The 25,736-nt window shown below is 38.2% G+C and carries 22 protein-coding genes; 12 read left to right on the top strand and 10 right to left on the bottom strand.

Annotated features, from left to right (window positions below; all coding sequences use genetic code 11):
* The first annotated feature begins 21 nt into the window (after positions 1 to 21).
* Positions 22 to 2,001: a methyl-accepting chemotaxis protein gene (locus BN6559_RS15610; protein ID WP_110955593.1), complete on the top strand. Its 1,980-nt coding sequence runs from the start codon at positions 22 to 24 to the stop codon at positions 1,999 to 2,001.
* Between the two features lie 140 nt (positions 2,002 to 2,141).
* Here the strand turns inward: BN6559_RS15610 and BN6559_RS15615 are convergent, their stop codons facing one another.
* Entirely contained in the window at positions 2,142 to 2,381 is a 240-nt protein-coding gene (locus BN6559_RS15615; RefSeq protein WP_110955594.1) for a hypothetical protein, read from the bottom strand.
* 309 nt (positions 2,382 to 2,690) lie between these two features.
* On the opposite strand from BN6559_RS15615, the gene htpG reads away from it, so the two are divergent.
* Complete coding sequence (gene htpG, locus BN6559_RS15620; RefSeq protein ID WP_110955595.1) at positions 2,691 to 4,628, top strand: molecular chaperone HtpG; 1,938 nt, start codon at positions 2,691 to 2,693, stop codon at positions 4,626 to 4,628.
* A gap of 329 nt (positions 4,629 to 4,957) precedes the next feature.
* Here htpG and BN6559_RS15625 read toward each other — a convergent pair whose 3' ends face one another.
* The gene (locus BN6559_RS15625) at positions 4,958 to 6,232 is read right to left on the bottom strand and encodes a sensor histidine kinase (RefSeq protein WP_110955596.1); all 1,275 of its coding nucleotides are present in this window, start codon (positions 6,230 to 6,232) and stop codon (positions 4,958 to 4,960) included.
* Positions 6,232 to 6,900 carry a response regulator transcription factor gene (locus tag BN6559_RS15630; protein ID WP_199884064.1) on the bottom strand — a complete coding sequence of 223 codons (669 nt, stop codon included), beginning with the start codon at positions 6,898 to 6,900 and terminating at the stop codon, positions 6,232 to 6,234. Before BN6559_RS15630 ends, BN6559_RS15625 begins: the two co-directional genes overlap by 1 nt.
* Positions 6,901 to 7,022: 122 nt before the next feature.
* Here BN6559_RS15630 and BN6559_RS15635 point away from each other — a divergent pair, with 122 nt between their 5' ends.
* Together BN6559_RS15635 and BN6559_RS15640 are read left to right on the top strand one after the other, a co-directional pair.
* Positions 7,023 to 7,217, top strand: coding sequence for a YwbE family protein (locus tag BN6559_RS15635; RefSeq protein ID WP_110955598.1), 195 nt, complete (start codon positions 7,023 to 7,025; stop codon positions 7,215 to 7,217).
* A 16-nt stretch (positions 7,218 to 7,233) separates the two neighbouring features.
* The gene (locus tag BN6559_RS15640; protein ID WP_110955599.1) at positions 7,234 to 8,547 is read left to right on the top strand and encodes a DEAD/DEAH box helicase; all 1,314 of its coding nucleotides are present in this window, start codon (positions 7,234 to 7,236) and stop codon (positions 8,545 to 8,547) included.
* Positions 8,548 to 8,632: 85 nt separating this feature from the next.
* Here BN6559_RS15640 and BN6559_RS15645 read toward each other — a convergent pair whose 3' ends face one another.
* From BN6559_RS15645 to BN6559_RS19330, 4 genes are read right to left on the bottom strand one after another with little or no spacing between them, the layout of a single operon-like run.
* Positions 8,633 to 8,857: a 50S ribosomal protein L9 gene (locus BN6559_RS15645; RefSeq protein WP_110955600.1), complete on the bottom strand. Its 225-nt coding sequence runs from the start codon at positions 8,855 to 8,857 to the stop codon at positions 8,633 to 8,635.
* Positions 8,858 to 8,862: 5 nt separating this feature from the next.
* Positions 8,863 to 11,004, bottom strand: a complete 2,142-nt coding sequence (locus tag BN6559_RS15650) for a heavy metal translocating P-type ATPase (RefSeq protein ID WP_456060829.1) — start codon at positions 11,002 to 11,004, stop codon at positions 8,863 to 8,865.
* Entirely contained in the window at positions 11,001 to 11,597 is a 597-nt protein-coding gene (locus BN6559_RS15655) for an HMA2 domain-containing protein (protein WP_110955602.1), read from the bottom strand. The genes BN6559_RS15650 and BN6559_RS15655 overlap by 4 nt, the downstream gene beginning before the upstream one ends.
* 5 nt (positions 11,598 to 11,602) lie before the next feature.
* Positions 11,603 to 11,902 (bottom strand): HMA2 domain-containing protein, encoded by a 300-nt coding sequence (locus BN6559_RS19330; RefSeq protein ID WP_199884065.1) that lies wholly within the window; start codon positions 11,900 to 11,902, stop codon positions 11,603 to 11,605.
* Between the two features lie 411 nt (positions 11,903 to 12,313).
* Between BN6559_RS19330 and BN6559_RS15665 the strand changes: the two genes are divergently transcribed.
* From BN6559_RS15665 to cls, 7 genes are all read left to right on the top strand, one after another.
* Positions 12,314 to 13,564 (top strand): 6-phosphofructokinase, encoded by a 1,251-nt coding sequence (locus BN6559_RS15665; protein ID WP_199884066.1) that lies wholly within the window; start codon positions 12,314 to 12,316, stop codon positions 13,562 to 13,564.
* 188 nt (positions 13,565 to 13,752) lie between these two features.
* Positions 13,753 to 14,244 (top strand): DUF134 domain-containing protein, encoded by a 492-nt coding sequence (locus BN6559_RS15670; protein WP_110955604.1) that lies wholly within the window; start codon positions 13,753 to 13,755, stop codon positions 14,242 to 14,244.
* Positions 14,245 to 14,748: 504 nt separating this feature from the next.
* Positions 14,749 to 15,996 (top strand): dicarboxylate/amino acid:cation symporter, encoded by a 1,248-nt coding sequence (locus tag BN6559_RS15675; RefSeq protein ID WP_110955605.1) that lies wholly within the window; start codon positions 14,749 to 14,751, stop codon positions 15,994 to 15,996.
* 188 nt (positions 15,997 to 16,184) lie between these two features.
* On the top strand, positions 16,185 to 17,435 hold the full coding sequence (locus tag BN6559_RS15680; RefSeq protein ID WP_110955606.1) for a DUF445 domain-containing protein: 1,251 nt from the start codon (positions 16,185 to 16,187) through the stop codon (positions 17,433 to 17,435).
* Position 17,436: 1 nt separating this feature from the next.
* Positions 17,437 to 18,717, top strand: a complete 1,281-nt coding sequence (locus BN6559_RS15685) for a DUF445 domain-containing protein (RefSeq protein WP_199884067.1) — start codon at positions 17,437 to 17,439, stop codon at positions 18,715 to 18,717.
* Between the two features lie 21 nt (positions 18,718 to 18,738).
* Entirely contained in the window at positions 18,739 to 19,320 is a 582-nt protein-coding gene (locus BN6559_RS15690; RefSeq protein ID WP_110955608.1) for a cob(I)yrinic acid a,c-diamide adenosyltransferase, read from the top strand.
* A gap of 101 nt (positions 19,321 to 19,421) precedes the next feature.
* Positions 19,422 to 20,888: a cardiolipin synthase gene (gene cls, locus BN6559_RS15695; RefSeq protein WP_110955609.1), complete on the top strand. Its 1,467-nt coding sequence runs from the start codon at positions 19,422 to 19,424 to the stop codon at positions 20,886 to 20,888.
* Between the two features lie 520 nt (positions 20,889 to 21,408).
* Here the strand turns inward: cls and BN6559_RS15700 are convergent.
* The 3 genes from BN6559_RS15700 to BN6559_RS15710 form a co-directional block, all read right to left on the bottom strand.
* Positions 21,409 to 22,668, bottom strand: coding sequence for an MFS transporter (locus BN6559_RS15700; protein ID WP_110955610.1), 1,260 nt, complete (start codon positions 22,666 to 22,668; stop codon positions 21,409 to 21,411).
* Positions 22,625 to 23,146, bottom strand: a complete 522-nt coding sequence (locus BN6559_RS15705; RefSeq protein WP_199884068.1) for a MarR family winged helix-turn-helix transcriptional regulator — start codon at positions 23,144 to 23,146, stop codon at positions 22,625 to 22,627. The genes BN6559_RS15700 and BN6559_RS15705 overlap by 44 nt, the downstream gene beginning before the upstream one ends.
* A gap of 163 nt (positions 23,147 to 23,309) precedes the next feature.
* Positions 23,310 to 24,428 carry a M20/M25/M40 family metallo-hydrolase gene (locus tag BN6559_RS15710; protein ID WP_110955611.1) on the bottom strand — a complete coding sequence of 373 codons (1,119 nt, stop codon included), beginning with the start codon at positions 24,426 to 24,428 and terminating at the stop codon, positions 23,310 to 23,312.
* 388 nt (positions 24,429 to 24,816) lie between these two features.
* On the opposite strand from BN6559_RS15710, the gene BN6559_RS15715 reads away from it, so the two are divergent.
* A complete protein-coding gene (locus BN6559_RS15715; protein WP_110955612.1) occupies positions 24,817 to 25,731 on the top strand; it encodes a DMT family transporter in 915 nt (304 codons plus the stop codon).
* The last annotated feature ends 5 nt before the right edge of the window (positions 25,732 to 25,736 follow it).

The following is a 25,736-nucleotide window of genomic DNA, read 5'->3' on the forward strand; positions in this document are numbered from 1 at the left end:
TTCATAGTAAAGGGTGATGAGATGAATTTAAAGACGAAAATGCTGGTCATGATTTTGATTCCAGTCATAGTTCTAGTGAGCTTATTAAGCTTATACGGATACTATACCTCTAAAAGTCAACTGGAGGGACAAATTTTAGAAACCAATCGAAACATGATGCATTCTTATAGTGAGCAATTAAATAATGAACTGAGACAAGAAGAGAGCCAAATCAAGCATCTGGCAGTCATGATAGGACAACAAAATTTAACGCTGGATGAAATTCAGAATTTAGCTCGTCTGACCAAAGAAGGGGCGAATAAAACAACACTCAACGTTTTTGTCGGCTTAGAAAATGGTACATATGTGAATAGTCAGCCGTATGATCTTCCCGCTGATTTCGATCCACGTCTGCGTGGGTGGTATCAAGGCAGTATAAAAGGAGATAAGCCATTTTATACGGAAGTCTATAAAGGTGCTGATGGCAATACAGTCGTAAGTATTGGACAGCGTATCGTGTCTAGTGATGGAAAAGTTAAAGGCGCTATTTGCAATGATGTGAATTTGGATGAGCTATTGAAGAAAGTACAAAGTTTAAAAGTTGGAAATTCCGGGTATGCATTTTTAGTAGCGAAGGACGGCTCCTTTATTACACATCCTAAATTTAAGAATGAAGATAATATAAAGAAGGTTGATAATGCTGCATTAGCTGGTTTTTTTGAACAAGTTTCAAAAGGGGAAGATGTAGTAGAAAATGTGGAATTTGAAGGAATAGAGAAAATCATCGGTGGAGTACCCGTGGGAAATAGTGGCTGGGTTCTTGGCATTGCAATGGATTATAATGAAATGTTTGCCGGAATTCGTACGATGGCAATTGTTTTTGCAATTGCAACATGTGTGATCGCATTATTGCTTGGTGGTATTATTTTAGGTGTTATTTTAAAAATTACAAATGCAATGCAAGCGATGACAAAATTATCGGAGAACCTTGCCCAAGGTGATTTTAGAGAAGCAGAAAATCAGTTAACAAGCAGTAATGATGAAATTGGCAGATTGGGCGATTCGTTGCTCAAAATGCGTACTACCTTAAGATCATTGCTCAAACAAGTAAGTCATTCGGCGGAACAAGTGGCTGCTGCCAGTGAGGAATTGACTGCAAGTACGGAACAGTCGGCGCAAGTAGCGCAGCAAGTCGCTATTTCCATTACAAATGTGGCAGAGGGGGCTGATCATCAGGTACTCGCGATTGACACTGTAACAAACGAAGTGCAAGGCATAGATAAAAATATTCGTGAATTGATCAGCAATGCTGACCAAGTGCTCATGCAAGCGGCTGGTGCAGAAGAAAAAGCTAAGTTAGGAAATCAAGCCGTTGTAGATGCAGCACAGCAAATGAATCATATCGAATCTGTTGTGGGATTATCGGCAAACGTAGTTGAATCGCTAGGGGAGCGTTCGAAAGAAATTGGTACGATTGTAGATACGATTTCTGGGATTGCAGGACAAACAAATTTATTAGCGTTAAATGCGGCAATTGAAGCCGCACGAGCCGGAGAGCAAGGAAAGGGCTTTGCTGTTGTAGCGGAAGAAGTAAGAAAGCTTGCTGAACAGTCACAAGAAGCGGCAAAACATATCGCAGCGCTTATTCACAAGATTCAGGAGGATACAGCGCAAGCGGTCGATGCGATGCAAAGTGGTACCGATGAAGTAAAACGCGGTACCGAAATCGTAAACCATACTGGAAGTATCTTTAAAGAAATTAATGAAATGGTTGTATTGGTAAATGAGAAGGCAAAATTAGCGCAGAATTCTGTTGAAAAAATCGTCAATGGAGTTATGCAGATTGATGAATCCACTAAAAATATTCATCAGGTTAGCAGATCTACCTCAGAAGAGGCACAAAGTGTATCTGCTGCCACGGAAGAACAATCCGCTTCCGTTCACGAAATGTCTACAGCCAGTCAGTCTTTGGCAAATCTAGCACAAGAATTGCAAAATGAAGTGAATCGATTTAAAGTTTAGCTGAGAACGAAAAAGGCCTGCCGCAGTAAAATGCGGCAGGCCTTCGACTTTTAAACAAACTAAAATAATTATATCGATAGATCAGGAAATCGCAAAATCGGTTCCTCTTATAAACGAGTACGAAGATAGGTTTTATATAACTACATAAAGAAATTAATAAAAAGTGCAGCCAAAAGAGAAATTGCAGCAAGGGTGTTCAGGATCATCATGATGGGTTTGTTGACTTTTATCAGATTGAAAATATTGGTACAAAAGAAAGCACTAGCTAAAAAGAGATTTATATAAAGTTCATTCGTTGATAAAATTTGTGCATTTAACATGGAATAGATGACTAAAAAGAGTGCAAAGCCTAACATAATTACGGATACGCGTCTTAGCATTGTAAAATCCTCCTGCGTGTAAGGTAGTTTTTAGATTAAACTTACTTCGTATGATTCATTATAACATAACAATGTGGAGCATGTGTTTTGTTACAAGTGTAGATCCGTATAATTTGATGAAAAAGATAGAAAAAACAAGTAGTTTTTCCGTGTTTTTGTCTTGTATTATTTAGAATCTCGTAAAATTTATATAAAAAAACTTTATAGATATTGATTTAAATACAAATTCGCGGTATTATTATCAATAGAGTTAGCACTCAAGACAGTAGAGTGCTAACAATGAAATATAATAGCAAAGGGGTTTATACAATGGCGAAAGAAATGCGCGAGTTTCAAGCAGAAACCAAACAGTTATTGGACCTGATGGTTCATTCTATTTATACGAATCGGGAAATATTTTTACGTGAGTTAGTATCAAATGCATCAGATGCAATTGATAAAATTCGTTTCGAATCACTTACCAATCAAGCGTTATTAGAAGGTAATTCTAATTATGAGATATTCTTGGTTCCGGATGAAGAAAGCCATACGTTGACGATTTCTGATAACGGGATCGGTATGACGTATGATGAGGTTGTTGAAAACATCGGGACGATTGCCAAATCTGGCACAAAAGCATTTCTTGAGAGATTAAAAGAAGAAAAAGAATCTGCTTCTGATAAAGATCTGATTGGACAGTTTGGTGTTGGTTTTTATTCGGCGTTTATGGTCGCAGAAAAAGTAACTTTGATTACACGTAAAGCCGGTGAATCAAAAGCTGTAAAATGGGAGTCTACAGGTGATGGCAGCTATAGTATTGAGGAAGTTGAAAAGGCAGAACGCGGAACGACGATTACTTTAACGATGCTGCCAGAGTATTATGGGGATAAAGCAGAAGAAAATTTCTTACAAACTTATACATTGGAAAGTCTAATAAAAAAATATTCTGACTATGTACGTTTCCCAATTAAAATGAACTTTGAGATTGAAGAAGAACAAAAAGATGAAGAAGGTAAACCGATTGAAGGTGCGGAAAAAATAAAGCGCAATGAAATCCGTACATTAAATTCGATGAAACCGCTTTGGACAAAGAATAAAAGTGATATCAAATCAGAAGAATACCACGAATTCTATAAAAATCTTTTCCACGAATGGGAAGATCCTATGGAAGTGATTCACTCCAAAGTTGAGGGTACAGTAGAATATACGAGCTTATTATTTATACCGACCCATGCGCCGTATAATCTCTATCATGCCGAATACAATGGAGGGATTCAGCTTTACTCTCGCCATGTATTTATCATGGAAAAATGTCAAGAGTTATTACCGGATTACTTAAGATTCGTTCGTGGGTTAGTTGATTCACCAGATTTTTCTTTAAATATTTCCAGAGAACTGTTGCAACAAAGTCGTGAATTAAAATTGATTGGGAAAAATCTTGAAAAGAATGTTTTAAAAACTTTAGATAGAATGCTGAATAAAGACCGTGAGAAATATGAAAAATTCTGGGGTGAATTTGGCAAATCTCTCAAAATTGGCGTTTATACAAATCCGCAGGATAATGCAAAATTGAAAGATTTATTGTTGTTTGCTTCCTCTAAAGAAGGTGCGAAGCTGATAACTTTGAAAGAATATGTAGAACGTATGCCGGAAAGTCAAAAAGTAATTTATTATGCAACTGGTAAAGATACTGCTACAATTGATCGTTTGCCGCAGATGGAATTGCTGCGTGAAAAAGGAATTGAAGTATTATATCTGTTAGACAATGTAGATGAATTTGCGATTGAAGCATTGCGTGAATATAGTGATAAGAAATTCCATTCAGTAAGTCGTGGAGATTTAGATTTAGACGATGTAGAGTCACAAGAAGTGAAAAAAGAAACTGAAAATATCGCTAAAGATAATGAAAGCTTGATCAAGGCAATCAAGGAAACTTTGGAGAATAAAATTGCGGATGTAAAAATCAGTAATCGTTTAAAATCCAGCGCGGTATGTTTAGTTAGTGATAATAGTGGCATCAGTTTATCAATGGAACAAGTTTTTGCTGAAGCAAACAATCCGATGTTCAAAGCACGTCGCATTTTAGAAATTAATCCACATCATGAATTGTTTGAAAGATTGAAAACGATCTTTACACAAGATGCCGGATCGGATATTTTTAAAGATTATTGTGATTTACTTTATACGCAGGCTTTATTGATTGAAGGAATATTGCCGGAGGATCCTATTGGTTTTGCGAACAAAGTTGCAAAATTAATGGCAAAATAAAATAGAAATTCTATCGATTTCAAAGAATTTTCAAAGAATGTTATTGCATAATAATAAATGTAGAGTAACTCATTTATTTCACACGCACTTCTAACCTACATATGGTTAGCGAGGACAACCTTAGTTGTCCCCAAAAACGCAACAACATCACACACCCAATTTTTCTTATTCAGAAGGAATGTCGCATTTTTAATGCGACATTCCTTTCTTTTTATAGATAAACTAGTACGAAGATAGGCCGCGGATCGGTGAGAACTTCTCACTAACCAACAGCCTATCTTCGTACTAGTTTATAAGTGGAGCAGATGCTAATGTTGGGGATAGAAATTTTATTGTTTATTCGTTTTGGTAGGCAGTTTTATTGTGAAAGTAGTACCTTCACCTAGCGTACTTTTTACGTGGATGGTACCACCGTGTTTTTCGATGATCCATTTTGCCATGGACAGACCGAGCCCAGAACCGCCTTTATTACGAGATTCATCAACTTGATAGAAACGTTCAAAGATTTTATCGAGATGTTTTGCAGCAATACCCTCACCGGTATCTGTGATGGTGATGTGAACTCTATCGTCCTTTTCATAACCACCGGCAATGATTTCTCCGTGTTCTGGTGTGTGGCGAATTGCATTATCTAGAAGTATAGTAAGAACTTGTTTTAAACGGGCAGCATCACCTAAAGCAGTGAGCGTGGTCTTCATTTCTGTGTGAAGTGAGATGCATTTCCGTTTGGCGATGACTTCAAATGATTGCATCGTTTCTGTAATAAGTGGATTTAACGGAAAATACTCTTTTTCCAGCAATTGTTGATTCGCATCCGCCCGTGCTAAAAATAGTAATGAATTAATGAGTTCTGTCATATTGGTTGTCTCAGCTTGTATATTGTTCAGCCATTTTTCATTGGCGGCAATTGTCTCGTGACTAGGTGCGCCTTTTATGATATCTAAATTTGTCTGGATAATCGTAATCGGTGTTCGGAGCTCATGTGAAGCATCTGAAACAAAATGTTTTTGCTGCTCGAGAGAAGCTTGAATGGGCTTTATTGCACTTTTTGCCAAGAAATAACTAGCAAAGAAAGAAAGCAGGCTGCAAAATAAGCCTACGAGAAGCAGATGCGTCATAAATTCGTTCATGCGTTCCGTCTGCTCTGTTTTATCATGGAAGACGATCAGTGTATAGTTTTCTTCAGGTAAAATTGTCCGCATATAGGCGAAAGGGATTGTTTCGAAAGTGAAATTTTCTGTAGTGGCAGGATTGTTTGCTATTTTCTTAAGTAATTGAGGAAGTTTGCTTTCTGGAATTGTTAAACCGTTCGAATACATGATAACATTGCCATCTATTGCGACTTTTACAAAGAAAAAGTTTGGTTTAGGCGGTGGTTTGAAACCAGCAATATTTTCAGAACTGTTCTCTGTTTTCTTATCATCCGGCAAGTCAAAGTTTTGTTTAGAGAGCACGTCATTGGTTATTTTTTGCATGACAAATAAGCTGCCTTGCTGTGAAGTCATTTTTAAAAGATAAAATAAACTGATGCCTAAAATAATAAACAAAGTGACAATTACACTCACATTGATTAACGTCAGTTTCAACCGAAGTTTTTTAAACATTAACGTTCCTCCTCGAAACAGTAACCAATGCCGCGAATTGTTCGAATGTTAGATATATTTAATTTTTTACGTAAATAATAGATATACAAATCCACATTGGCGATATTGGTTTCACTATCATATCCCCAAATTTTTTCCATGATACGTTCTTTGGTTATCACTTGTCCTTTGTTTTGCATAAGAAGTGCAAGTAATGCAGATTCTTTCACTGTTAATTGAAGTTTTTCATTATCTTTTACGACTTCACCATGTAACGTATATAAAGTTATTCCTGCAGCATCAATCACGCCTTCGGGTTGTTTCTTTTCAATACGTTTAGTTAATACTTTAATTCTTGCCAATAATTCTTCTGTAAAAAATGGTTTAATTAAATAATCATCAGCTCCTGCTTCAAGACCTTCTACGCGTTCATTGGGGGAATCTTTTGCGGTTAAAAATAAAACCGGCGTATCAATTTTTTCTTTACGCATTTGTTTTAATACGGATAATCCATCTAAGCAAGGCAGCATGCGATCTAAAATAATAACATCATAGTTTGCAGTTCTGATCTTTTCTAAAGCTTTCAAGCCATCGAGTGCCGTGTCAACCTGATAACCGGCACGGCTGATTAGTACAGTGAGAGATTCGCTCAGTCTCACTTCATCTTCAACTAATAATAAATTCATCATGGGAATCCTTTCATATTTTAATTAGTATAATACTATCATAGCTGATTATTCTTAGAAGTTCATTTGTTTTTTTAGAAGAATTAAACTAAAATAGAAATAGAATGAATAAAAAGAGGGTAAATATGAACGGTACAGAAAGAAAAAACATAAAATCTGGAAGTAAAGTAAAAGTTGTGCAAAAACAGCATCAACGCACAGGAGAACTTACGGAGGGCATTGTAAAAGATATTTTAACAAACAGCCATATTCATCCACGCGGAATTAAAGTTCGGCTGGCAAGTGGGATTATTGGCAGAGTACAAGAAATCGTAGAATAATAAAGAGGTGCATTGGATGGGTAAAAAATTTGTAGAACTTAAAGTTCATGAGACTTTATGTATGGTTTTAAAAGAGAATGGCATGATCGAGGCAACACCGGTGCAGGAAGCTGCTATACCTGTGATTCGCAGCGGTAAGGATGTTTTAGTACAAGCGCAGACAGGAACGGGTAAAACGCTGGCTTTTCTGTTGCCGATTATGGAAAAAATAAAGGTAAATGCACCTGCTGTGCAGGCTTTAATCGTGACGCCAACGCGCGAGCTTGCTCTGCAGATTACAGCTGTAGCACAAAAAATCGGTGCTGCTGTGGGTGTAAGATCACTTACGGTTTACGGGGGACAAGCCGTTGACCGTCAAATGCAAAAATTAGAACAAAAACCGCATATTATTGTTGGTACACCTGGCCGTATTTTAGATTTGGCGCGCCGGAAGACATTACAGCTTTCCAGTGTAAATAAAGTTGTCTTGGATGAAGCGGACCAGATGCTGCATATGGGCTTTTTAGATGAAGTTGAAGACATTTTGAAGCAGACGGCAGGCGATCGTCAAACCATGTTTTTCTCAGCGACGATTCCCGAACGTATTAAGGGGATGTCGCATCGGTATATGAAATCTCCGCAGGACATTCATATTCAATCAGAAAATATTACACTGGATGAGATTGAGCAGGTTATTATTGATACGAATGAGGATACAAAATTAGATCAATTGTGTGCAATGATCAATGAATATCAACCATATCTTGCGATGGTTTTTTGTCATACCAAACAACGTGTTATCGATGTTACGATGGGGCTTGCGAAACGTGGTTATTTAGTAGATGAATTACATGGAGATTTAACACAAGCCAAACGAACGTTAGTCATGCGAAAATTCAGCACAGCAAAATTGCAGATTTTAGTTGCGACAGATATTGCCGCACGTGGTCTAGATGTTGAAGGTGTGACCCATGTGTTTAATTATGATATTCCGCATGACGTTGAGACTTATATTCATCGAATTGGCAGAACTGGGCGGGCTGGCGATAAAGGGAAAGCGATTACTTTTGTCAATGCGCGGCAATATAATTATCTTAGACTCATTGAGCAGGGGATCAAGAACCGTATTCATAAACAAAAGGCAACCGTAAAAGCAAACCAAGAAAAAACTGCAGAGCCCAAAGAAAAGCAGATAAAAGAGAAAAATCCGCAAAAACAGGAGCAGGTATCTTTAAGTAGATATGCCAATCGTAAGGGTGCTAAGCATGGCGGATCAAATCATCGCAGCCGCCGCAAGCCAAAACCGACAGGGACTGTAGAGCAAAGCGGCAGGAATAAAAAAAGAAGATAAAAAAAGGCAATCCGTACAATGATGTAGTTCATTGAGGATTGCCTTTTTTACTAGAACTTTACTCTGTTTTTAGAACAATGGAATTTTATTTTGCTTCTGCCGCCGCTGCCGCTTCCTGTGCTGCAATTAAATCTTCTAATTGTTCTTTTTGACGCATAAGTTCAGCTAATGGAATTTCTCCGGCACCTTGTTGTGGTACGAGAGGTTCCGTCTGTAAAGCTGCACAACGTTCATTCATCATTTTATAACCGAATACGCCGGCAACTGCTCCTACAGCTAAACCAATCCAAAAATCACTTCTTGAAAACATGAAAATCACCTCCTTTGTTGCAATTTAGGAATGAATATATTTTTATTAGGTAATAGAATACGCGCACTGTTTAAAACGACACCAATGGTTGCTGCGTTATGAATCACTGCTGCGACTAGCGGATTGATCCTTCCTAAAGCACCAAGCAGCATAGCCATCGTATTGATGGTGATCGTCGCTGTGAAATTCTGCCGAACAAGCTGCATAGTGTCACGACCTAAATTAATGACTTCCGGCAATTTTAGCGGGTCATCGGAGTTAATTGTAACAGCCGAGGATTCTACAGCAATATCAGTACGACGTCCTCCCATTGCTACACCGACATCTGCAAATGCAAGTGCAGGCGCATCATTGATCCCATCGCCGACCATTAAAATATGACCCCGTTTTTGCAGCTTCGTAACGAGGTTTGCTTTATCTTCAGGCAGTATCTCTGCATGTACTTCATCAATATCTAAAGTTTGTGCTACGTAATCAGCTACTGTTTTTGAATCGCCGGTTAACATGACAATTTCATCAATGCCTTGACGGCGCAGCTGATTTAAAGTTTTTTTGAAATTTGGACGAATCGGATCATTTACGATCAAAACGCCAAGTAATTGCTCATTTCGTGCAACGTAAAGACGATTTAGTCCCGGAGAATCTGAAACACCGGTAAGTTGGTTCAAACCGCTTACATTACGTTCTTTCATAAATCGTAAGCTGCCAACGAGAATTTCGCCGCCTGTATAGTCATCCTGATCATCAATAAATCCGATCATACCGCGTCCTACAATCGTTTCAGAAGTTAAATGCGGAGGCACTTGCCAACCGGATTCCGTTACATATTGCTGGATCGCTACAGCAAGCGGATGAATCGAGTGAAGTTCTGTTGAAGCCGCAAGGAGAAGCATTTCTTTTTCACCGATGTCAGGCAGCGTATGAATCGCTGTGATTTGCGGGGTACCAACCGTGATGGTACCGGTCTTATCTAAGACGACTGTATCAATATCAGCAAGCGCTTCAATGTAATTGCCGCCCTTTACTAAGATTCCTTTTTTCGCTGCCATTGCAATCGCGGCAGAAATAGCAGTGGCGGTAGATAATTTTAACCCGCAGGAGAAATCAATGAACAACATATTTAAAACGCGTTGCCAATCACGTGTAGCGCCAAAGACTAAAGCGGCTGATAAAAAAGAAATAGGAACGAGCATGTTTGCCATACGATCGGCAAAATTTTGTACAGGCGCTCGACGTGTTTGCGCATCTTCCACCATGTGCACAATACGGGACAAGGAAGTTTCATCACCGACTTTTTCAACGAGGATTTCCAGCTGTCCACTCTGCACGACTGTACCAGCATAGACTTGTGCTCCAATGCTTTTTTCCGCAGGGATGGATTCTCCTGTAATCGAGGATTGGTCAACAGCAGCATGTCCAACAAGTACCTTGCCGTCTACGCAGATTTTTTCTCCGATATGAACGGCGATGCGATCACCTGCTTGGATATTTTCGATGGCAACTTTTATTTCATGTCCGGTTGCATCTTCAATTTTCCAAGCGTATTGCTGGTCTAAACGCAAGAGTGTAGAAATATGCTTGCGTGCTCTGTCGGCAGCGTAAATTGTGAGCATTTCAGCGAAATTTGATAATGCTAAGAGGGTTAAACTGGATTCGGGTTTGCCGGAAAGCACCGAGGCTATAACGGCAGTCGCCGTTAGTGTATCAGCATTGGGCTGACGTTCAAGTACGATACTTTTGGCACCGCTGATCATAAGTTTTCGCGCAACGAGAAGAACAAATATACTGCGAAGCACTCTAAGTGATATAAATGCCTGTGGGGATACTTTTTTTAACAATTGCATGGCAACAAATCCGCTAAAAGCAAGCAACGCATCACGTCGATATACCGCGAGACTGGCATGTTCTTCTGATTGTGATACTGTTTGCACGGCACGTACCGGTTTATTGACAAACAGTGCAGCTATAGATTGCTGTACCTGCGGTAGGTTGTTCAGGTGATTTTTAAAGTAAATCGTAGCCTGACCATTATCCTTTATGATAGCGAAAAGGATATTTGGCATAGAGCGAAACTTGATTTCAAAGCGTGTTCGCTGGCTCCTGGATAAATTGCAGGGGAGTTTGACTTGTATGTATGGATAGTTCACTTTATCACCCAACCTCTAAGCAAGGTGTATGCCCACCATAGCATTTGAGGGCCGGATGGATATTGTTTTAATGTGAGTACTTTGTTGATGCCTCTGGTGATAAAAATAGATGCAATCAGCGAACGCAGATCAAAATGATAGTTTGTCATTTGCTGAATAAAGCGATCTAGATTGATAAACAGATTACGAATTTGCAAACCTGCCTCACTTTGGGAGACGGAACGCGAAGGACCGAAAAATTTGTCTTCCAAGTAATCCATTAGGTTGGCAATCTGAATTGAGCTGCAGGTATAGGTTAGCAGAAGACTGCCTGTATACGAATTAATCTCCACAGAGGTAATGAAAGGCAATGCTTGCAATTTATAAAGAAATGCTGTACGCAAGCTAGTATTATGTATGAACATTGCACTTTGATAACGACGTCTGTGGGGAAGTGCATGCACTAAAGTGATTTGTTTTGAAGGCTTTGCAGCCATAAATGTCGGCTGTGAAGCTTGGCAGACCGCGTGCGAAGGAGTAGTTTTCCCGGAGAAAAGCTGATGAAGTTGCTTTCCGGCAGATAATCCAATCGCTAAACCAGATAAATATGACATAATTGTCAGCTCCTTTTATATTTCTTTAACACCATTGCTTCAATTTTTTTCAATTCAGGGTTTTTCACGATATTTTCCGGCAGATAAGTCAATAGGATAGATCCGGTTGTAGTATTTACTGAGAAATGCTCTAATTCGTTTATTTCTGAAAGTTTGTTCTGAAGTGTAGATGCTAAATTAGAATTATTGATCAAAGCAGCAGAATATAACCGAATGCGTCCTGGAGAATAATGGGAAACAGTAACCTGCTGCATGAGAAACTCCATTTTCATAGATGGCAAAGGAAAATTTTTAAAGATATTCAAATTACATCGCTCCTTGCTAAATTCATTTTGTAATACTTTTTTATGCTTGAGCATATGTATAGTAGACAATAAAGAAAAAATAATCCCTGCATACAAATGATAGCGTTTATTAGAAAAAATTGTGATCCATGTACACAAAAACGATAAGAACAAAGGTAAATTTAAATGAGTTTTACGCATCGTGAATCGCTCCTAAATCTTTGTATAAATTGTCAATCGTGTGTCTATTATCAATCATTTACATGATACGACATTTTTTATGAGACTGTAAAGAGAAATATTTACTTTTTAGTTAAGATGATGCAACGATATTTCTATGTAGAGCCAGTAGTTTTACTTTGTCTATAATCTCAAACAATGGGAATTCATGTATTACATTTAGTATAGTTTAAATATACTAGAGTTTTTATAATGAATGAAAGAGATGAGGTGGCAAGCATGACTTTAATGGGTAAGGCGGTAGTTGCGCAAGGCGGTGGTCCGACAGCGGTGATCAATCAAAGTTTGGTTGGTATTATTGAGGAGGCGAAAAAACACCCGGAAATTACGCAAGTTTATGGTGCCGTTAGAGGCGTTGAAGGTATTGTCAACGAAGAGTTTCTTGATTTAACGCAGGAAACGACTCGTAACTTAAGTGATGTAGCAATGACTCCATCCTCTGCTTTGTTATCGACTCGAGTAAGACCGGATCAAGCGTATTGTCGTGAAATTCTAAAAGTTCTGCAGGCACATGAAATTCGTTATTTTTTTTATATAGGTGGCAATGATTCATCAGACACAGTCAGAATTGTCAATGCGTATGCGGAAGCTGAAGGTTATGAGTTGAAAGCAATTCATGTTCCTAAAACAATTGATAATGATTTAGTCGGAAATGATCATACACCTGGTTTTGGTTCAGCGGCGCGGTTTGTTATGCAGGCTTTTTCAGGGATTAATTTAGACGTGAAAGCGTTGGGCGGGATTTATATTGGCGTTATTATGGGAAGACATGCAGGGTTTTTAACGGCATCCGCAAGTGCAGCGAGAAAGTTTTTGGATGATGGCCCGCATTTAATCTATTTACCGGAACGTCCTTTTGAGATGGAAACTTTCTTGGCGGACGTGAAACGTGTTCATGATAGACTTGGACGTTGTATTATTGCAGTATCGGAAGGTATTGCGGATGAAGAGGGCGTACCGATTATCACCAAACATATGAAACGTTTAGAAGTGGATGCGCATGGTAATGTGAGCATGTCGGGGAATGGGACATTAGGTGATCTCCTTGTTGACAAGATTAAGGAGACTTTAAAAATAAAAAGAGTGCGGGCGGATACATTCGGTTATATTCAACGTTCTTTTTTGGGAACTGTCTCGGATATAGATCAACAGGAAGCGCGTGAAGTTGGGGAGAAGGCTGTCCAATTTGCTGTGCTAGAGCATAAATCTGGTGCTGTATGCGTGAAGCGCGTAGGTACATATGCTGTGGAGTATGATATCGTACCGATTGAAGAAGTCGCAGGACTGACGAGAAAAATGCCGGATGCATTTATCAGTGAGGAAAACAATGATGTTACGCCTGCATTTAAAACGTTTATCATGCCATTATTAGGAAGTTCAATTCCACAGACGGCGATCCTTAGAGCACCAAAAGTGCCGAAGTTAATACATAAAGAAGACTAAAAGAAAGAGAACGCGTTAGGGGTGTTGCATTTTTATGCGACGCCCCTAACGCGTTTGTAGACCTACGAAGTTCCTTAGTGAAGCATCTTAAAAATGAGATTTTGCATAATAAAAGTTTATCACTTGCATTATTTTGGAATTCATCTTATAATACAAATGAGCATATGCTCAAATAGAGGAGGCGTAGAATGGTAAGATTGCGCTGCTGTGGAATTGTGGATGATTTTCCTGCGTGTAGAAAATTTTCTAGCCATATTGATAATGAAAAAGCGGTTACGCTTCATTATGAAGAGTTTGAAGCAATTCGATTAAAAGATTATAAAGGGCTAGAGCAGACAGAAGCTGCCGAAATGATGGGGTTATCCCGCCCAACTTTTCAGCGCATATTGCAATCTGCCAAGAAAAAAATTGCGACTGCGCTGATTGAGGGACAAAACATATTAATTGAAGGGGGAAATTATAAAATGGCAAATCGTACGTTTGAATGTCAAGAATGCAAGCATGTCTGGGAAGTGCCGCCTTGCACAGAAGGTGGAAAACATGGCTATGAGCTGGAGTGCCCTAAATGCGGGAGTATGAAAAAAATTAAATTAGAAAATGGTGTGCGCCATGTTTGCAGCGGCGGACATCATGATGAACATGGTAGCAGTGGATGTTGCGGCGGGCATCATCATGGATAAGTAAATTAGGGACAGATAGGTGGCGGGTCGGCGATAAGCGCTCATCTGCGTCGTTACAGTAAGGGGTTGTTCGTCGACGTACGAATGTACGACTCCTTCACAACCCCTTACTGTGCCTAGCATCTGACCACTTCTCACCAACCGGCAACCTATCTTCGTGCTAGTTTATAAGTGAAATGAATTTAACTATTTATTAATAAATAGTTAAATTGTATACAAAGCTGAGACTTTTACAAATTTATGTAGAAGTCTCTTTATTTTTGATGATATATTTTAATATTTTAAAAATTTTGACAACCATGTATATACAATTGGCAGATAAAAGGTATATAATGTAAAGTGAATCATATATACTGTATACATTAAACGGTTTTATTGACAAAATCTGTATCGTTCTCTATAATAATCTACTTGTAACAAAGATTTTATATTGATGTAATTTTACGAGATTACTCAAATAGAATACAAAAATATAGAAGTGTAACTAAAAGGGGGAGAAACAGGTTGAAAAGAAAAATTGGACTTAGTACACAAATACTGATTGGTTTAATTATTGGGGCATTATTTGGTTATTTTTTTCCGGACATAGGTGCTAAGTTAAAACCAGTTGGTGATGGTTTTGTTCGCATGATCAAGATGATTGTTGTTCCATTGATTTTTAGTACATTGGTTATGGGGATTGCAGGCACAGGTGACTTTAAGAAATTAGGTCGTTTAGGCGGCAAGGCGATTATTTGGTTTGAGATTGCTACGACAGTGGCGCTTGCGGTTGGTCTTATCACAGTTAATCTTATAGAGCCTGGTGTTGGCGTAAATATTCCGATACCGGCAGATGCAAGTGCACAGGCGGCAGCAACCGCTAAAAAATCAATTAATATGGTAGATTATGTTTTACATATTATTCCGACGAATATCATAGATGCATGTGCGCGTAATGATATGTTGCAGATTATCTTCTTTACATGTTTCTTTGGTGTTGGGGTAGCGCATATCGGTAAAGATGCAGAAATTATCGTAAATTTTTGCCGCAGTGTAGCTGAAACGATGTTTAAAGTAACGCATTATGTCATGAAGTTAGCACCAATTGGTGTTTTTGCTATGATTGCTTATACTGTAGGCAGTTTTGGTGTTGAGATGTTAATCCCATTAGGCAAGTTAATTTTATCTTTGATTGGTGCAACGGTGATTTTCTTACTTATATTAATTGCCAGTGCATCGGTTATCACAGGAATTAATTTTGTTCATGTGGTAAAAGGGATCAAAGAAGCATTGTTAATTGCATTTTCTACAGCGAGCAGTGAAGCTGCCTTGCCAATTGCTATGCAAAGATTAGAACAATTAGGTGTACCGAAAAACATTGTAACTTTTGTTATGCCTACAGGATATTCTTTTAATCTAGATGGTTCTACATTATATAGTTCTTTAACTGTAATTTTTATTGCACAGATTTATGGAATTCCATTATCTTTAGGCGAGCAGCTATTAATCATGTTAACCTTGATGTTGTCTACAAAAGGAATTGCAGGGGTACCGGGTGCTGGGTTTATCGTTGTTGCAGCTACTGCAACGGCGTTTGGTTTGCCGGCAGATGGTGTAGCCATTGTTCTTGGTGTGGATCGTATCTTGGACATGGTTCGTACTTGTTGTAATGTGTTTGGCAACTGCATCGCTACGGTTGTCGTGGCACGTTGGGAAAAAGATTTGACTACAGAAGAGTTTAATCAAGCGTATGGAAAGAATTTTAGCGCTTAATTATAATGTATAGAAAATACCCTATCGATGGTGTTGCACGTTAACATTATCTATAGGGTATTTTTATATAGTAGAATTCTTTGTACAGACAATAATTTTAGTAAAAATCGGTTTTTTATGTAGGAGTAAATCTATCCGTAATAGAACTAATCTATTATGGATATTTTATTGTATTAGGAAGTGATAGGATGCGAACGAAAAAGTATACGGCTACGCTGGCACTTATGATAAGCATGATCGGAGCTGGATTTTTTTATCCATATCATCTAAGCTTTGTCGGCGGGCTAATATATCATGGCTGTTTAGCTGCGATGATTGGCGGTCTTGCAGATTGGTTTGCTGTAACTGCTTTGTTTCGCAAACCGCTGGGAATTTCTTATCGTACTGCAATTATTCCGCGAAACCGTCAACGGATTTTTAATGAGCTGGTTGAATTTGTTGGCAATGATTTATTAAGTCCCGGCAACATCATAAAAGTGATTCGCAAGTATGATACGAGTGATATGTTGGTTAAATATTTAGAAGAAAATGATGGGAAAACGAAATTAAAAGTTCTGATAAAACGGTTTAGCCATGCGATATTAGAAAATCTAGATACAGATGAAATTGGTAAACGCACGGAAAGCATTGTGCGGGATGGTTCGAAAGACGTTACATTAGCGCCGATGATAAAGCGGAGTTTACTATGGTCTATTGAACGTCATTATGATGAAACAATCGTGAATTTTATTCTAGATGAAATGATCTCAATTGTGCGCAGGGAGGAAATGAAAAAAAATTTGGCTGCGATGATTGAGAAGGTAAAGATTGATTATGAAGAAAATAATAAGCGCAGACAACTGGTCAGGTTTGTTTTAGCTATATCGTCGCATTATCTGGCAGCAGCGGTGCAAAAAGAGATTATTGTGTATTTAGAGTCACTTCATAATCGAGAGCATAAAATGCGGCTGCAATTGAAGGAATGGTTGAAGAATTGGGTTGAAAATTCGTTTGATGATGATGCATTTTTACAGAGATTTAGCGCCTATCAATATAGATTCATTACGGAAAAATTACATATTGATGAAAAAGTCAGCGAATACATGAAACATAGAATACAGCAATCGGAGACGGATGCGTTATCCAACAATTTCCCGCAAATAGAACATTTTATTGATGAGAAAGTAGCAAAGTTAAAGGAGGATGCTAAGCGTCAGCAAATACTGGATAAAAAATTGAAAGCTTATCTGTCAATCGTGATTCGTAAGCAGCATAAAATGGTCATAAAAATTGTGCAAGAGCGTTTACAGGAATTTTCGAATGACGATTTAGCGTTGTTCATTGAACATAAAGTTGGTGAAGATCTGCAAATGATTCGGGTGAATGGCGCGTTGATTGGCGGGGTGGTCGGAATGATTTTGTATGGTATTACCTATGCTGCAGAAAGGATTTGGTGCTAGCATGAATCAATTTAACAGGGCGGATCGTTTATTGTGTGTGCTGCTGATCCTTTTTATCCTTGTATTGTTTCTAAAAGTTACACAACGCAGTCTTTTTATAGACGGCTTATTTTTCTGTATTGAAGCAGCCTTGGTTGGCGGCATTGCAGACTGGTTTGCCGTAACAGCTTTATTCAAAAAACCATTAGGCTTTCCTTATCATACGGCACTTATCCCGCGCAAACGGGAAATGCTGATTCATGCTTGTGTGGAAATGGTACAGAAAGAGTTTTTTTCTAAAAAGAAATTGATACTCAAACTAAAGAAAGTCAACCTTTTGGATTCAGTGCTTCGCTATGTAGAGCGTAATCATGGCAGAGAAATATTAGCTGGTTTATTATTGGATTTTTTTGAACAGGCGTTAAAAAAAGTTGATGTAGAAAAAGTATCGCTTCAATTAGAAAACGAGATAAAATTAAATTTACGCAAAATTTCGTTGCAACATATGTCACATCGGTTATTGCAATGGGCGATTAAAACCCATAAAGCGCAGCAGCTATTTGATTATTTTCTCGTTGAATTAAACAGTATTTTAACAAGCCCGGATGCAAAAGCTAAAATTTCATTATATCTTGAGAATTATGTGCAAAAGCAGAGTCGGAATATTGTTTTTGCGCTGGTAGCATTTGCTGCACAAAGAACTGAAATGATCAATTATGAGGAAGCTGCAGAGATTTTACAAGAGCAGTTATTGACTTTTGTTGAGGAAATTTCGGAAAAGGATAATTCTTTGCGACATTGGGGGTTGATGCAGTTAAACCAAGCAATGGCAGAGTTGGCAGCGAATGAAGCTTGTCTGGAAATGGTGGAGGTATGGCGTGATGGAGTTTTGGCAAATCTTTCTTTACAAGCTGAAATTCAACGTTTTATCATGTCTGTGATATTGCTATGTCAAAGGCAGCCTAAGGATGAGCCTATGCATCATTCGCTTGTAGTGCAAACTCCGCTTGCTAATTTTATCGTAGAACAAGTGGATAAGATGATCGATATTTTAAAACAGGATCATGCAGTTAGGCAGGAAGTAGAGGCTTATTTATATGATCTTATCGGACGAACTTTATTACAAGCACAGGCGTTGCTTGGAGTGATCGTCAGTGAAACAATGAAGTCATTAAGTGATGAAGAGTTGAATGAGTTGCTTTATACTAAAGTTGAGCAAGATTTAACATGGATTCGAATGAATGGGTCTATTTTGGGAGCGGTGCTTGGGCTTGTTATTTTTATTGGTATGCAGATATTTTAAAGGAGAAAAGAGAGGATTCACTTGCAGGGATATATTCAGGTTTATACAGGAAATGGAAAAGGAAAGACGACGGCAGCCATTGGGTTGGCAATTCGTGCTTTAGGAGCAAAGAAAAAAATCTTATTTTTACAATTTATGAAAAGTAAACGATATAGTGAACATAGAATACTGTCAGATTTGTCACCGGATTTAGAGTTGGAAACCACCGGTAAACCTTTCTTCATTGTGAAAGAAGGCATGTTAACCGAACAGGAGTTGTCCAAATGGGGCGATGATGTTGTGGTGTTTGCCGAGGGGAATCCGCCCGCTGATTATTTGGCCTTGATGCAGGAGGGAATTTGTAGAGCAAGAGAGGCTGTGACAAGTGGTTTATATGATCTTGTGATTTTAGATGAAATTAACGTGGCTTTATTTTTTGGTTTAGTTTCGGTGGAAGATGTGCAAACTATATTGGCTGAAAAGTTACCGCAAGTTGAAGTTGTGCTAACGGGGCGGGGAGCACCGCAAGCTATTATAGATCGAGCTGATTTAGTCACAGAGATGAAAGAAATAAAACATTATTATCAAATCGGGGTGGAAGCTAGAATTGGAATAGAAAATTAAAAGTTCGGAAAAGTTTTAGGCGCTGCCTTTTGCATATTTTATGCAAAATCGGATACGTTGTATAGTGTAGGATAGACGTAAAGTGATTGGAGCGCATAAATATGGATGGGTTTAATATCAATATATGGTTTATGTTGATTATAGGAGCGAATTTTATATTTGTTGTTTTTACTTTATGTATAGAACGAAAAAATCCAACCCTGGCATTGAGTTGGATTTTGACCCTGACTTTTTTACCGGTAGTAGGTTTTATATTATATCTGATGTTTGGCACGAACATGTTGATTCGTAAAAAGAAAACTTTAGATGACAAACGCCAACAAGATGATGCCTATAGAAAAAGAGTGATGGAAAAAATTGAGGAACGTGATGCGGCCAATAAATTTAAAGAGGAAGTACGCATTGAAAAGGCTTATCAAGAGTTTATTCAATTGAATTTAAATATTGGAAACAGCCCCTATACGACGGATAATGACGTGGATATTTTTATTACTGCAAAGGATAAATATCGTCAGCTGATTTTAGATATAGAAAAAGCGGAAACGAGTATTCATATGTTGTATTTCATTATTCGCAATGATCGAATTGGCAGGCTGATTATTGAAATTTTATCAAGAAAGGCCCGAGCCGGCGTTAAGGTCAGACTGCTTTACGATCATGCAGGTTGCATGTTAACGCCGATGCATACGTTTAAACCTTTAATTGAAAGTGGTGCAGAAGTAGAACGATTTTTTCCTGTACATGTAGGCAATTATCTAAGAATTAATTTTCGAAATCATCGTAAAATTGTTGTCATTGATGGGAAAATCGGTTATCTGGGTGGAATGAATATCGGCGATGAATATATGGGATTACTCGCTGAAAATTCACCGTGGCGTGATACGCACCTGCGTATCGAAGGCAGCAGCGTTTATTTGTTGCAAATGCGGTTTATTGATGATTGGAATTTTGCTACGCATTATCGTTTTCAACAGCAATTTGATGATATTGCTGCTTTTTTTCCTCCGTTTGAGAAACCGGGAAGTACTAAGTTGCAGATTGTTTCAAGTGGTCCGGATACGATGGAAGAAGAAATCAAATGGAACTTTGTTAAACTGCTTTATACAGCGAAAGAATATATCTATATCCAAACGCCTTACTTTGTACCAGATGATTCATTTTTAGAAGCACTGAAAATCGCGGCGATGTCCGGCATCAAAGTCAAAATTATGGTGCCTTCTAAAACGGATAATATTGTGGTACATAAAGTAAGTATTTCCTATTTGGGAGAACTGCTTTCGTATGGGATAGAAATCTTTTTTTATCCGGGATTTCTTCATGCGAAAATGTTATTAATTGATGAAGAAATCACTTCAATTGGATCAGCGAATATGGATATACGAAGTTTTACGCTGAATTTTGAGGTCAATGCATTTATGTACGGTAAAGAAATCAGTAAACGTTGTGCGGATATATTTCGCAACGACTTAAAGATGGCAAGCAAGTTTACCTTAGAAGATTATACGAATCGCAGTCGATATATCAAAATGCAAGAGAGTGCGTTTCGGTTGGTTGCACCTTTGTTATGAGTAGATTCTAGGACAGATAGGTGGCGGGTCGGCGATAAGCGCTCAGCTGCGTCGTTGCAGTCAGATGCTGCTCGTCGACGTACACGCGTACGACTCCTTCGCAACCTCTGGCTGCGCCTAGCATCTGAGCACTTCTCACCAACCGGCAACCTATCTTCGTACTAGTTTATAAGTGGAACGGATTTCAGTAACTGGTATTCACAAAGTAAATACCAGTTACTGTTTTTATCACCTGCCTGTCGCATTTTAATGCGGCAATTCTTGCTTTGTTTTCGTTCTCCCGGCCTTTTCCGGAAAAATACGTTCCGAAGGATGAAAAAATAGTGGTTTGCGTAAAGAAATCCGTTTGTCTGAGCGAAGCGAGTTGAGGATTTTAGCAAACCACTATTTTTTCAAGTATTTTGGAGGTTTAAGGCCTAGCCTTTTCGTTCTTTTGGGCAATGCCAAAAGGACATCCCCCATATGTTTCATGCCACATTAAGAATTTTGTGAGTAAAATCTTAATGCGACATCCCTTAATTTAAATTTTGCAGGATTTTTGTGTTTCGTCATTAAGCTGATCGCTTTCTATAGGTTGTGGAGTCGGATATAAATTGGTTTTGCGAACATGTTTAGCATTACGTCCGTAAATCACATAGTATAGGACTAGAATACAAAGTGTAAATGGTGCCAGTATAAGGTACATCATACGGTAACCCAAGAGGGGTGCTAATGCACCGAGCAGATAAGCGCCGGTTGCAAGCCCTAAGTCTAGGCACGTAAAATACGTTGCGGTTACAATGCTGACCCGTTTTGGGGAAGAACAATGAAGTGCTAAGGTTTGTATGGTTGGTACGAGGACACCATACCCGATTCCAATAAAAGCAGCGGACAGCATCATACTAAACATTCCGTTGGCATAAGCAAGCATCAATAAACCGGCAGCGAGAAAAATAAAGCAGGGATACAGTACAATATTTGCACCGAAACGATCGAAAATTTTACCGCTCACTAAGCGAATCAGTAAAGAGAAGAGCGCAAGTACGACGAAATAATAATTACTTGCATTGATGATTTGCAGTTGATTTGCATAAACTGCAACAAAAGAGAGAACGCCGGCATAGGCGATGGAAGTTAATAAAGTGATCAGACAAATCGGGATGACGGGCATTTCTAAAATATCTTGCAATGTAAAGGAATAAAGCGAAGATTTTTTGGCAATCGTTTGACTGTTCATATCGATAAATGGCAATAAGATAAATCCTAAAAATGTGAGCAATACGCAAAAAATAAACACCGCGTTATAGTTAATTGTATGTGCCAGATAAAGACCGATGAAAGGCCCGATTGCAGATCCGGCAGTAATTACGGTTGTAAGATAGGAGATTCCCTCACCTTTTCTTGAATTAGGAGCAAATTGACATCCTAAGGCCATGATTGCAGTATTAATGATTGCAAAACATATTCCGCCTAAAAAACGAATACCTAAAATCGCATAAAGGTTTGTCGTAAAGAGCAGTAAACTGTTAGCGATTAAGAATAGAAAACAACTGACTTTAATTGTTGTTTTTGTACTAAATACATTTTCAAGACGAGCTGTTTGTGTGCGGAATAAGACAGACGCTAATAAAAAGACTGCATTTGATAAACCTGCCATTTGCATTGAACCATGCAAATCTTCCGCAATATATAATGGCAGTATTGGCAAATAGAGTGAATATGGAATAAAAATAAATAGCATCGCAAGTATCGTAATATTATAATTTTTCGTCCAAAGTGGTTCTTTTAAGATTGTTTGCATAGCTTGTAGTATCTCCTTTGAATATTGATGTATGATCAGCATTTTGATAAATTTTTGTTAAAAGCGTAAGCAGTAATTGCTGTTCTGCTTCTGGGATGTTTTTTAAGAGGGATGCGCGATGCTGGCTGACGATTTTTTGCCAGGTTGGATATGCAGTAAATGCCGAAGGTGTTAGACAGACGATTTTTTCCCGTTTATCGCTGCCGGTTTTGCGCGAGATGTAACCTTTTCCCTCTAATTTTGCTACCGTTTTTGAAATCGCAGCGGGTTCAATACATAGATAACATGCGAGATCTTTTTGAGATAGATCTTTCTTATGATATAAGGCATGAATAATTGACCACTCCGAACTGTAAATTCCATAAGGTTCTAAAATGTCATTTAAACCACTGGAAATTCTGCGCACGGATTGATGCAATGTATGTAGTAATTGATCAGAATCTACAAAAATAATAACGCCTCCTAAAATGATCATCATAATTAGTTAACTAGTTAATTAATTATGATGATCATTTTACTTCGTAAAATAAATTTTGTCAATTGAAAATAAAAATGCAATGTTTTCAAAAGAAACAACCGTACTGCATTTTGCTCGTACGGTTGTTTTGATGGTTTATGAAATTTTTGAAGAAGAAGTACTGTTATTCTGCCGTTTTTTGCACAATCTCAAGAACAATTTGGGCAGTTTTATAAAGATCTTCTTCGAGAATATATTCCTCGGTCGTATGCACTTTTGTCATTCCTACGCCTAATACTGCACAAGGAATGCCGTAGGCGTTGAAGTAGTTCCCGTCACTGCCGCCGCCGGTGGGGGTTATATTGGGTTCTAGTCCCGTCTGCTTGATTGCCCAAATCGCAGTTTGAATAACAGGCATTGCTTCATTTAATGTATAAGGCTGATAGCAATGTGTAATTTTAAATTCTGCTGTTGCGCCGTTTTCGCGAGCGACTGTCTCAAAGCACTTTATCATAGAATCCGTTTGCTTAGCTAATTTTTTTTCATTGCAGCTGCGGGCTTCACAGGTTATTTCAACTAGATCAGGGACGATATTGGTGGCATTACCGCCATGGATGATGCCTATATTTGCGGTGGTTTCATGATCTAAGCGACCTTGATTTATATTCGCAATTGCTTTAGCAGCAACAACGATTGCATTGATGCCCTCTTCCGGAGCAATACCGGCATGGGCGGACTTTCCGTGAATTTTTACATGGATATCATTTTCTCCAGGGGCTTGAATTACAATTTTACCAGGACGACCGCTGGAATCCAAACAGTAGCCAAAATCAGCTTTAATGGATTTTGGATCAAGATTTTTTGAGCCATTTAAACCGCTTTCTTCGGCAACTGTGAGTATAATTTGAATGTCACCATGTTTGATATTTTTTTCTTTTAATACAGATAAAACTTCTAAGATAGGAGCAATGCCAGCTTTGTCATCAGAACCTAAAATGGTAGTTCCATCAGAAGTAATGATGCCATTTTTTACTTGTGGCTTTACATTCTTACAGGGTTCTACACAATCCATATGTGCACTAAAAAATAGTTTTGGTGCGTTCGTTTGCGTTCCTTTTAATTCGGCAATGATATTGCCCGTATTGCCGCCAAGTTTTTCACCTGTTTTGTCTTCGGTTACAGTAAGTCCTAAAGCAGTTAGTTTGCTTGTCAGCAGATCTGCAATTTTACGTTCATCCAAGGTTGATGAAGTGGTTTCGACGAGGCCTAGAAATTCATGGAGCAGCCGGTTTTTATTAATCATACATAACCTCCCAATCCTATATTGATGTATCATTTCTATATCTTGTCAGTCTATATAAATCATACTATATGAAACGGAATTTATATAGTAGTGCAGACAAACGATCTTATTTATAAATGGAATAGGATGCAATATTTCCAATTCACGCAGGTGAATATTTTTACTTTATATAGTATGTAGAAAAAAAATGATATTATCATTTTTTTTCTACATACTATATTGAATTTTAGACGATAAAAATGATATGATTGAGTAATATATTTTTATTTTGAGATAAAATGATTTTTATTGTGTATATCTATCCTCAGTGAGAAGAACGCAGGTTGAAAAGCGATAAAATTATATAGAAAGAAAGTTTTGATGGAGCAGAGGAAAAGAGGTATTGTGTTTGCGGTTAAAGGGTAATTTGATTTTGTTGTTGGTAGCGATGATTTGGGGCGCTGCATTTGTGGCGCAACGGGCGGGAATGGATTATATCGGCCCATTTACTTATACAGGTGTTCGTTTTATTTTAGGGTGTTTGTCTTTATTACCGGTGTTGTATTTTTTTAGAAATGATAAAAAAATGGAGCAGTCAGAAGAAGCGCCGGTAAGTGTCAGAAAGATTGGCTCAATTGCAGGGGTAATTATGTTTTTTGCCGTTTCATTTCAGCAGATTGGTTTGGTTTACACAACTGCTGGCAAAGCGGCATTCATTACGTGTTTGTACATTATTTTTGTTCCCTTGGCAGCCGTATTTCTAAAACAGTATATTTCTAAGGCTACTTGGGTTGGAGCGGTTTTTGCTATTTTCGGTTTATATCTTTTATGCGTGAAGAATTCTTTCCATATAGAATATGGTGATGGGATTGTATTTATAGGTGCATTCATCTGGGCTGCACATATCTTATTTATTGATCATTATGCAGGCAGCGTAGATTCTATTCAACTGGCGTTTTATCAGTTTTTTGTTTGTGCGGTACTTAGTAATATTGCAGCTTTGCTGCTTGAACCCATTTCATGGACTGCTATTATGCAGGCGGCAGTGCCAATTTTATATGGGGGAATTTTTTCTGTTGGGATTGCATTTACCTTGCAAATTATTGGGCAGAGATACGCAGAGCCGTCTCATGCAGCAATCATTATGAGTATGGAATCCATATTTGGTGTTTTGGCTGGATTTGTATTTTTAAATGAATCAATGGGAAGTAAAGAGATCTTTGGATGTTTATTCATGATGCTTGGCATGCTGATTACGCAATTTGATGGATTTGCAGATTTAAAAGCAAAATTTAAACATTACAACAAATATAATCGTACATAAATCAA

The sequence above is a fragment of the Massilibacillus massiliensis genome (assembly GCF_900086705.1).
GTDB lineage: Bacteria > Bacillota > Negativicutes > FLKF01 > FLKF01 > Massilibacillus > Massilibacillus massiliensis.

What these genes read in the sequence shown, in the direction of transcription:
- BN6559_RS15710 (WP_110955611.1), bottom strand. Translation starts at nt 24,428, where the DNA reads ATGATTAATAAAAACCGGCTGCTCCATGAATTTCTAGGCCTCGTCGAA.
- htpG (WP_110955595.1), top strand. Translation starts at nt 2,691, where the DNA reads ATGGCGAAAGAAATGCGCGAGTTTCAAGCAGAAACCAAACAGTTATTG.
- BN6559_RS15655 (WP_110955602.1), bottom strand. Translation starts at nt 11,597, where the DNA reads ATGTCATATTTATCTGGTTTAGCGATTGGATTATCTGCCGGAAAGCAA.
- BN6559_RS15665 (WP_199884066.1), top strand. Translation starts at nt 12,314, where the DNA reads ATGAATGAAAGAGATGAGGTGGCAAGCATGACTTTAATGGGTAAGGCG.
- BN6559_RS15625 (WP_110955596.1), bottom strand. Translation starts at nt 6,232, where the DNA reads ATGTTTAAAAAACTTCGGTTGAAACTGACGTTAATCAATGTGAGTGTA.
- cls (WP_110955609.1), top strand. Translation starts at nt 19,422, where the DNA reads ATGGATGGGTTTAATATCAATATATGGTTTATGTTGATTATAGGAGCG.
- BN6559_RS15645 (WP_110955600.1), bottom strand. Translation starts at nt 8,857, where the DNA reads ATGTTTTCAAGAAGTGATTTTTGGATTGGTTTAGCTGTAGGAGCAGTT.
- BN6559_RS15705 (WP_199884068.1), bottom strand. Translation starts at nt 23,146, where the DNA reads ATGATGATCATTTTAGGAGGCGTTATTATTTTTGTAGATTCTGATCAA.
- BN6559_RS15700 (WP_110955610.1), bottom strand. Translation starts at nt 22,668, where the DNA reads ATGCAAACAATCTTAAAAGAACCACTTTGGACGAAAAATTATAATATT.
- BN6559_RS15610 (WP_110955593.1), top strand. Translation starts at nt 22, where the DNA reads ATGAATTTAAAGACGAAAATGCTGGTCATGATTTTGATTCCAGTCATA.
- BN6559_RS15685 (WP_199884067.1), top strand. Translation starts at nt 17,437, where the DNA reads ATGAATCAATTTAACAGGGCGGATCGTTTATTGTGTGTGCTGCTGATC.
- BN6559_RS15680 (WP_110955606.1), top strand. Translation starts at nt 16,185, where the DNA reads ATGCGAACGAAAAAGTATACGGCTACGCTGGCACTTATGATAAGCATG.
- BN6559_RS15670 (WP_110955604.1), top strand. Translation starts at nt 13,753, where the DNA reads ATGGTAAGATTGCGCTGCTGTGGAATTGTGGATGATTTTCCTGCGTGT.
- BN6559_RS15615 (WP_110955594.1), bottom strand. Translation starts at nt 2,381, where the DNA reads ATGCTAAGACGCGTATCCGTAATTATGTTAGGCTTTGCACTCTTTTTA.
- BN6559_RS15635 (WP_110955598.1), top strand. Translation starts at nt 7,023, where the DNA reads ATGAACGGTACAGAAAGAAAAAACATAAAATCTGGAAGTAAAGTAAAA.
- BN6559_RS15630 (WP_199884064.1), bottom strand. Translation starts at nt 6,900, where the DNA reads ATGATGAATTTATTATTAGTTGAAGATGAAGTGAGACTGAGCGAATCT.
- BN6559_RS15640 (WP_110955599.1), top strand. Translation starts at nt 7,234, where the DNA reads ATGGGTAAAAAATTTGTAGAACTTAAAGTTCATGAGACTTTATGTATG.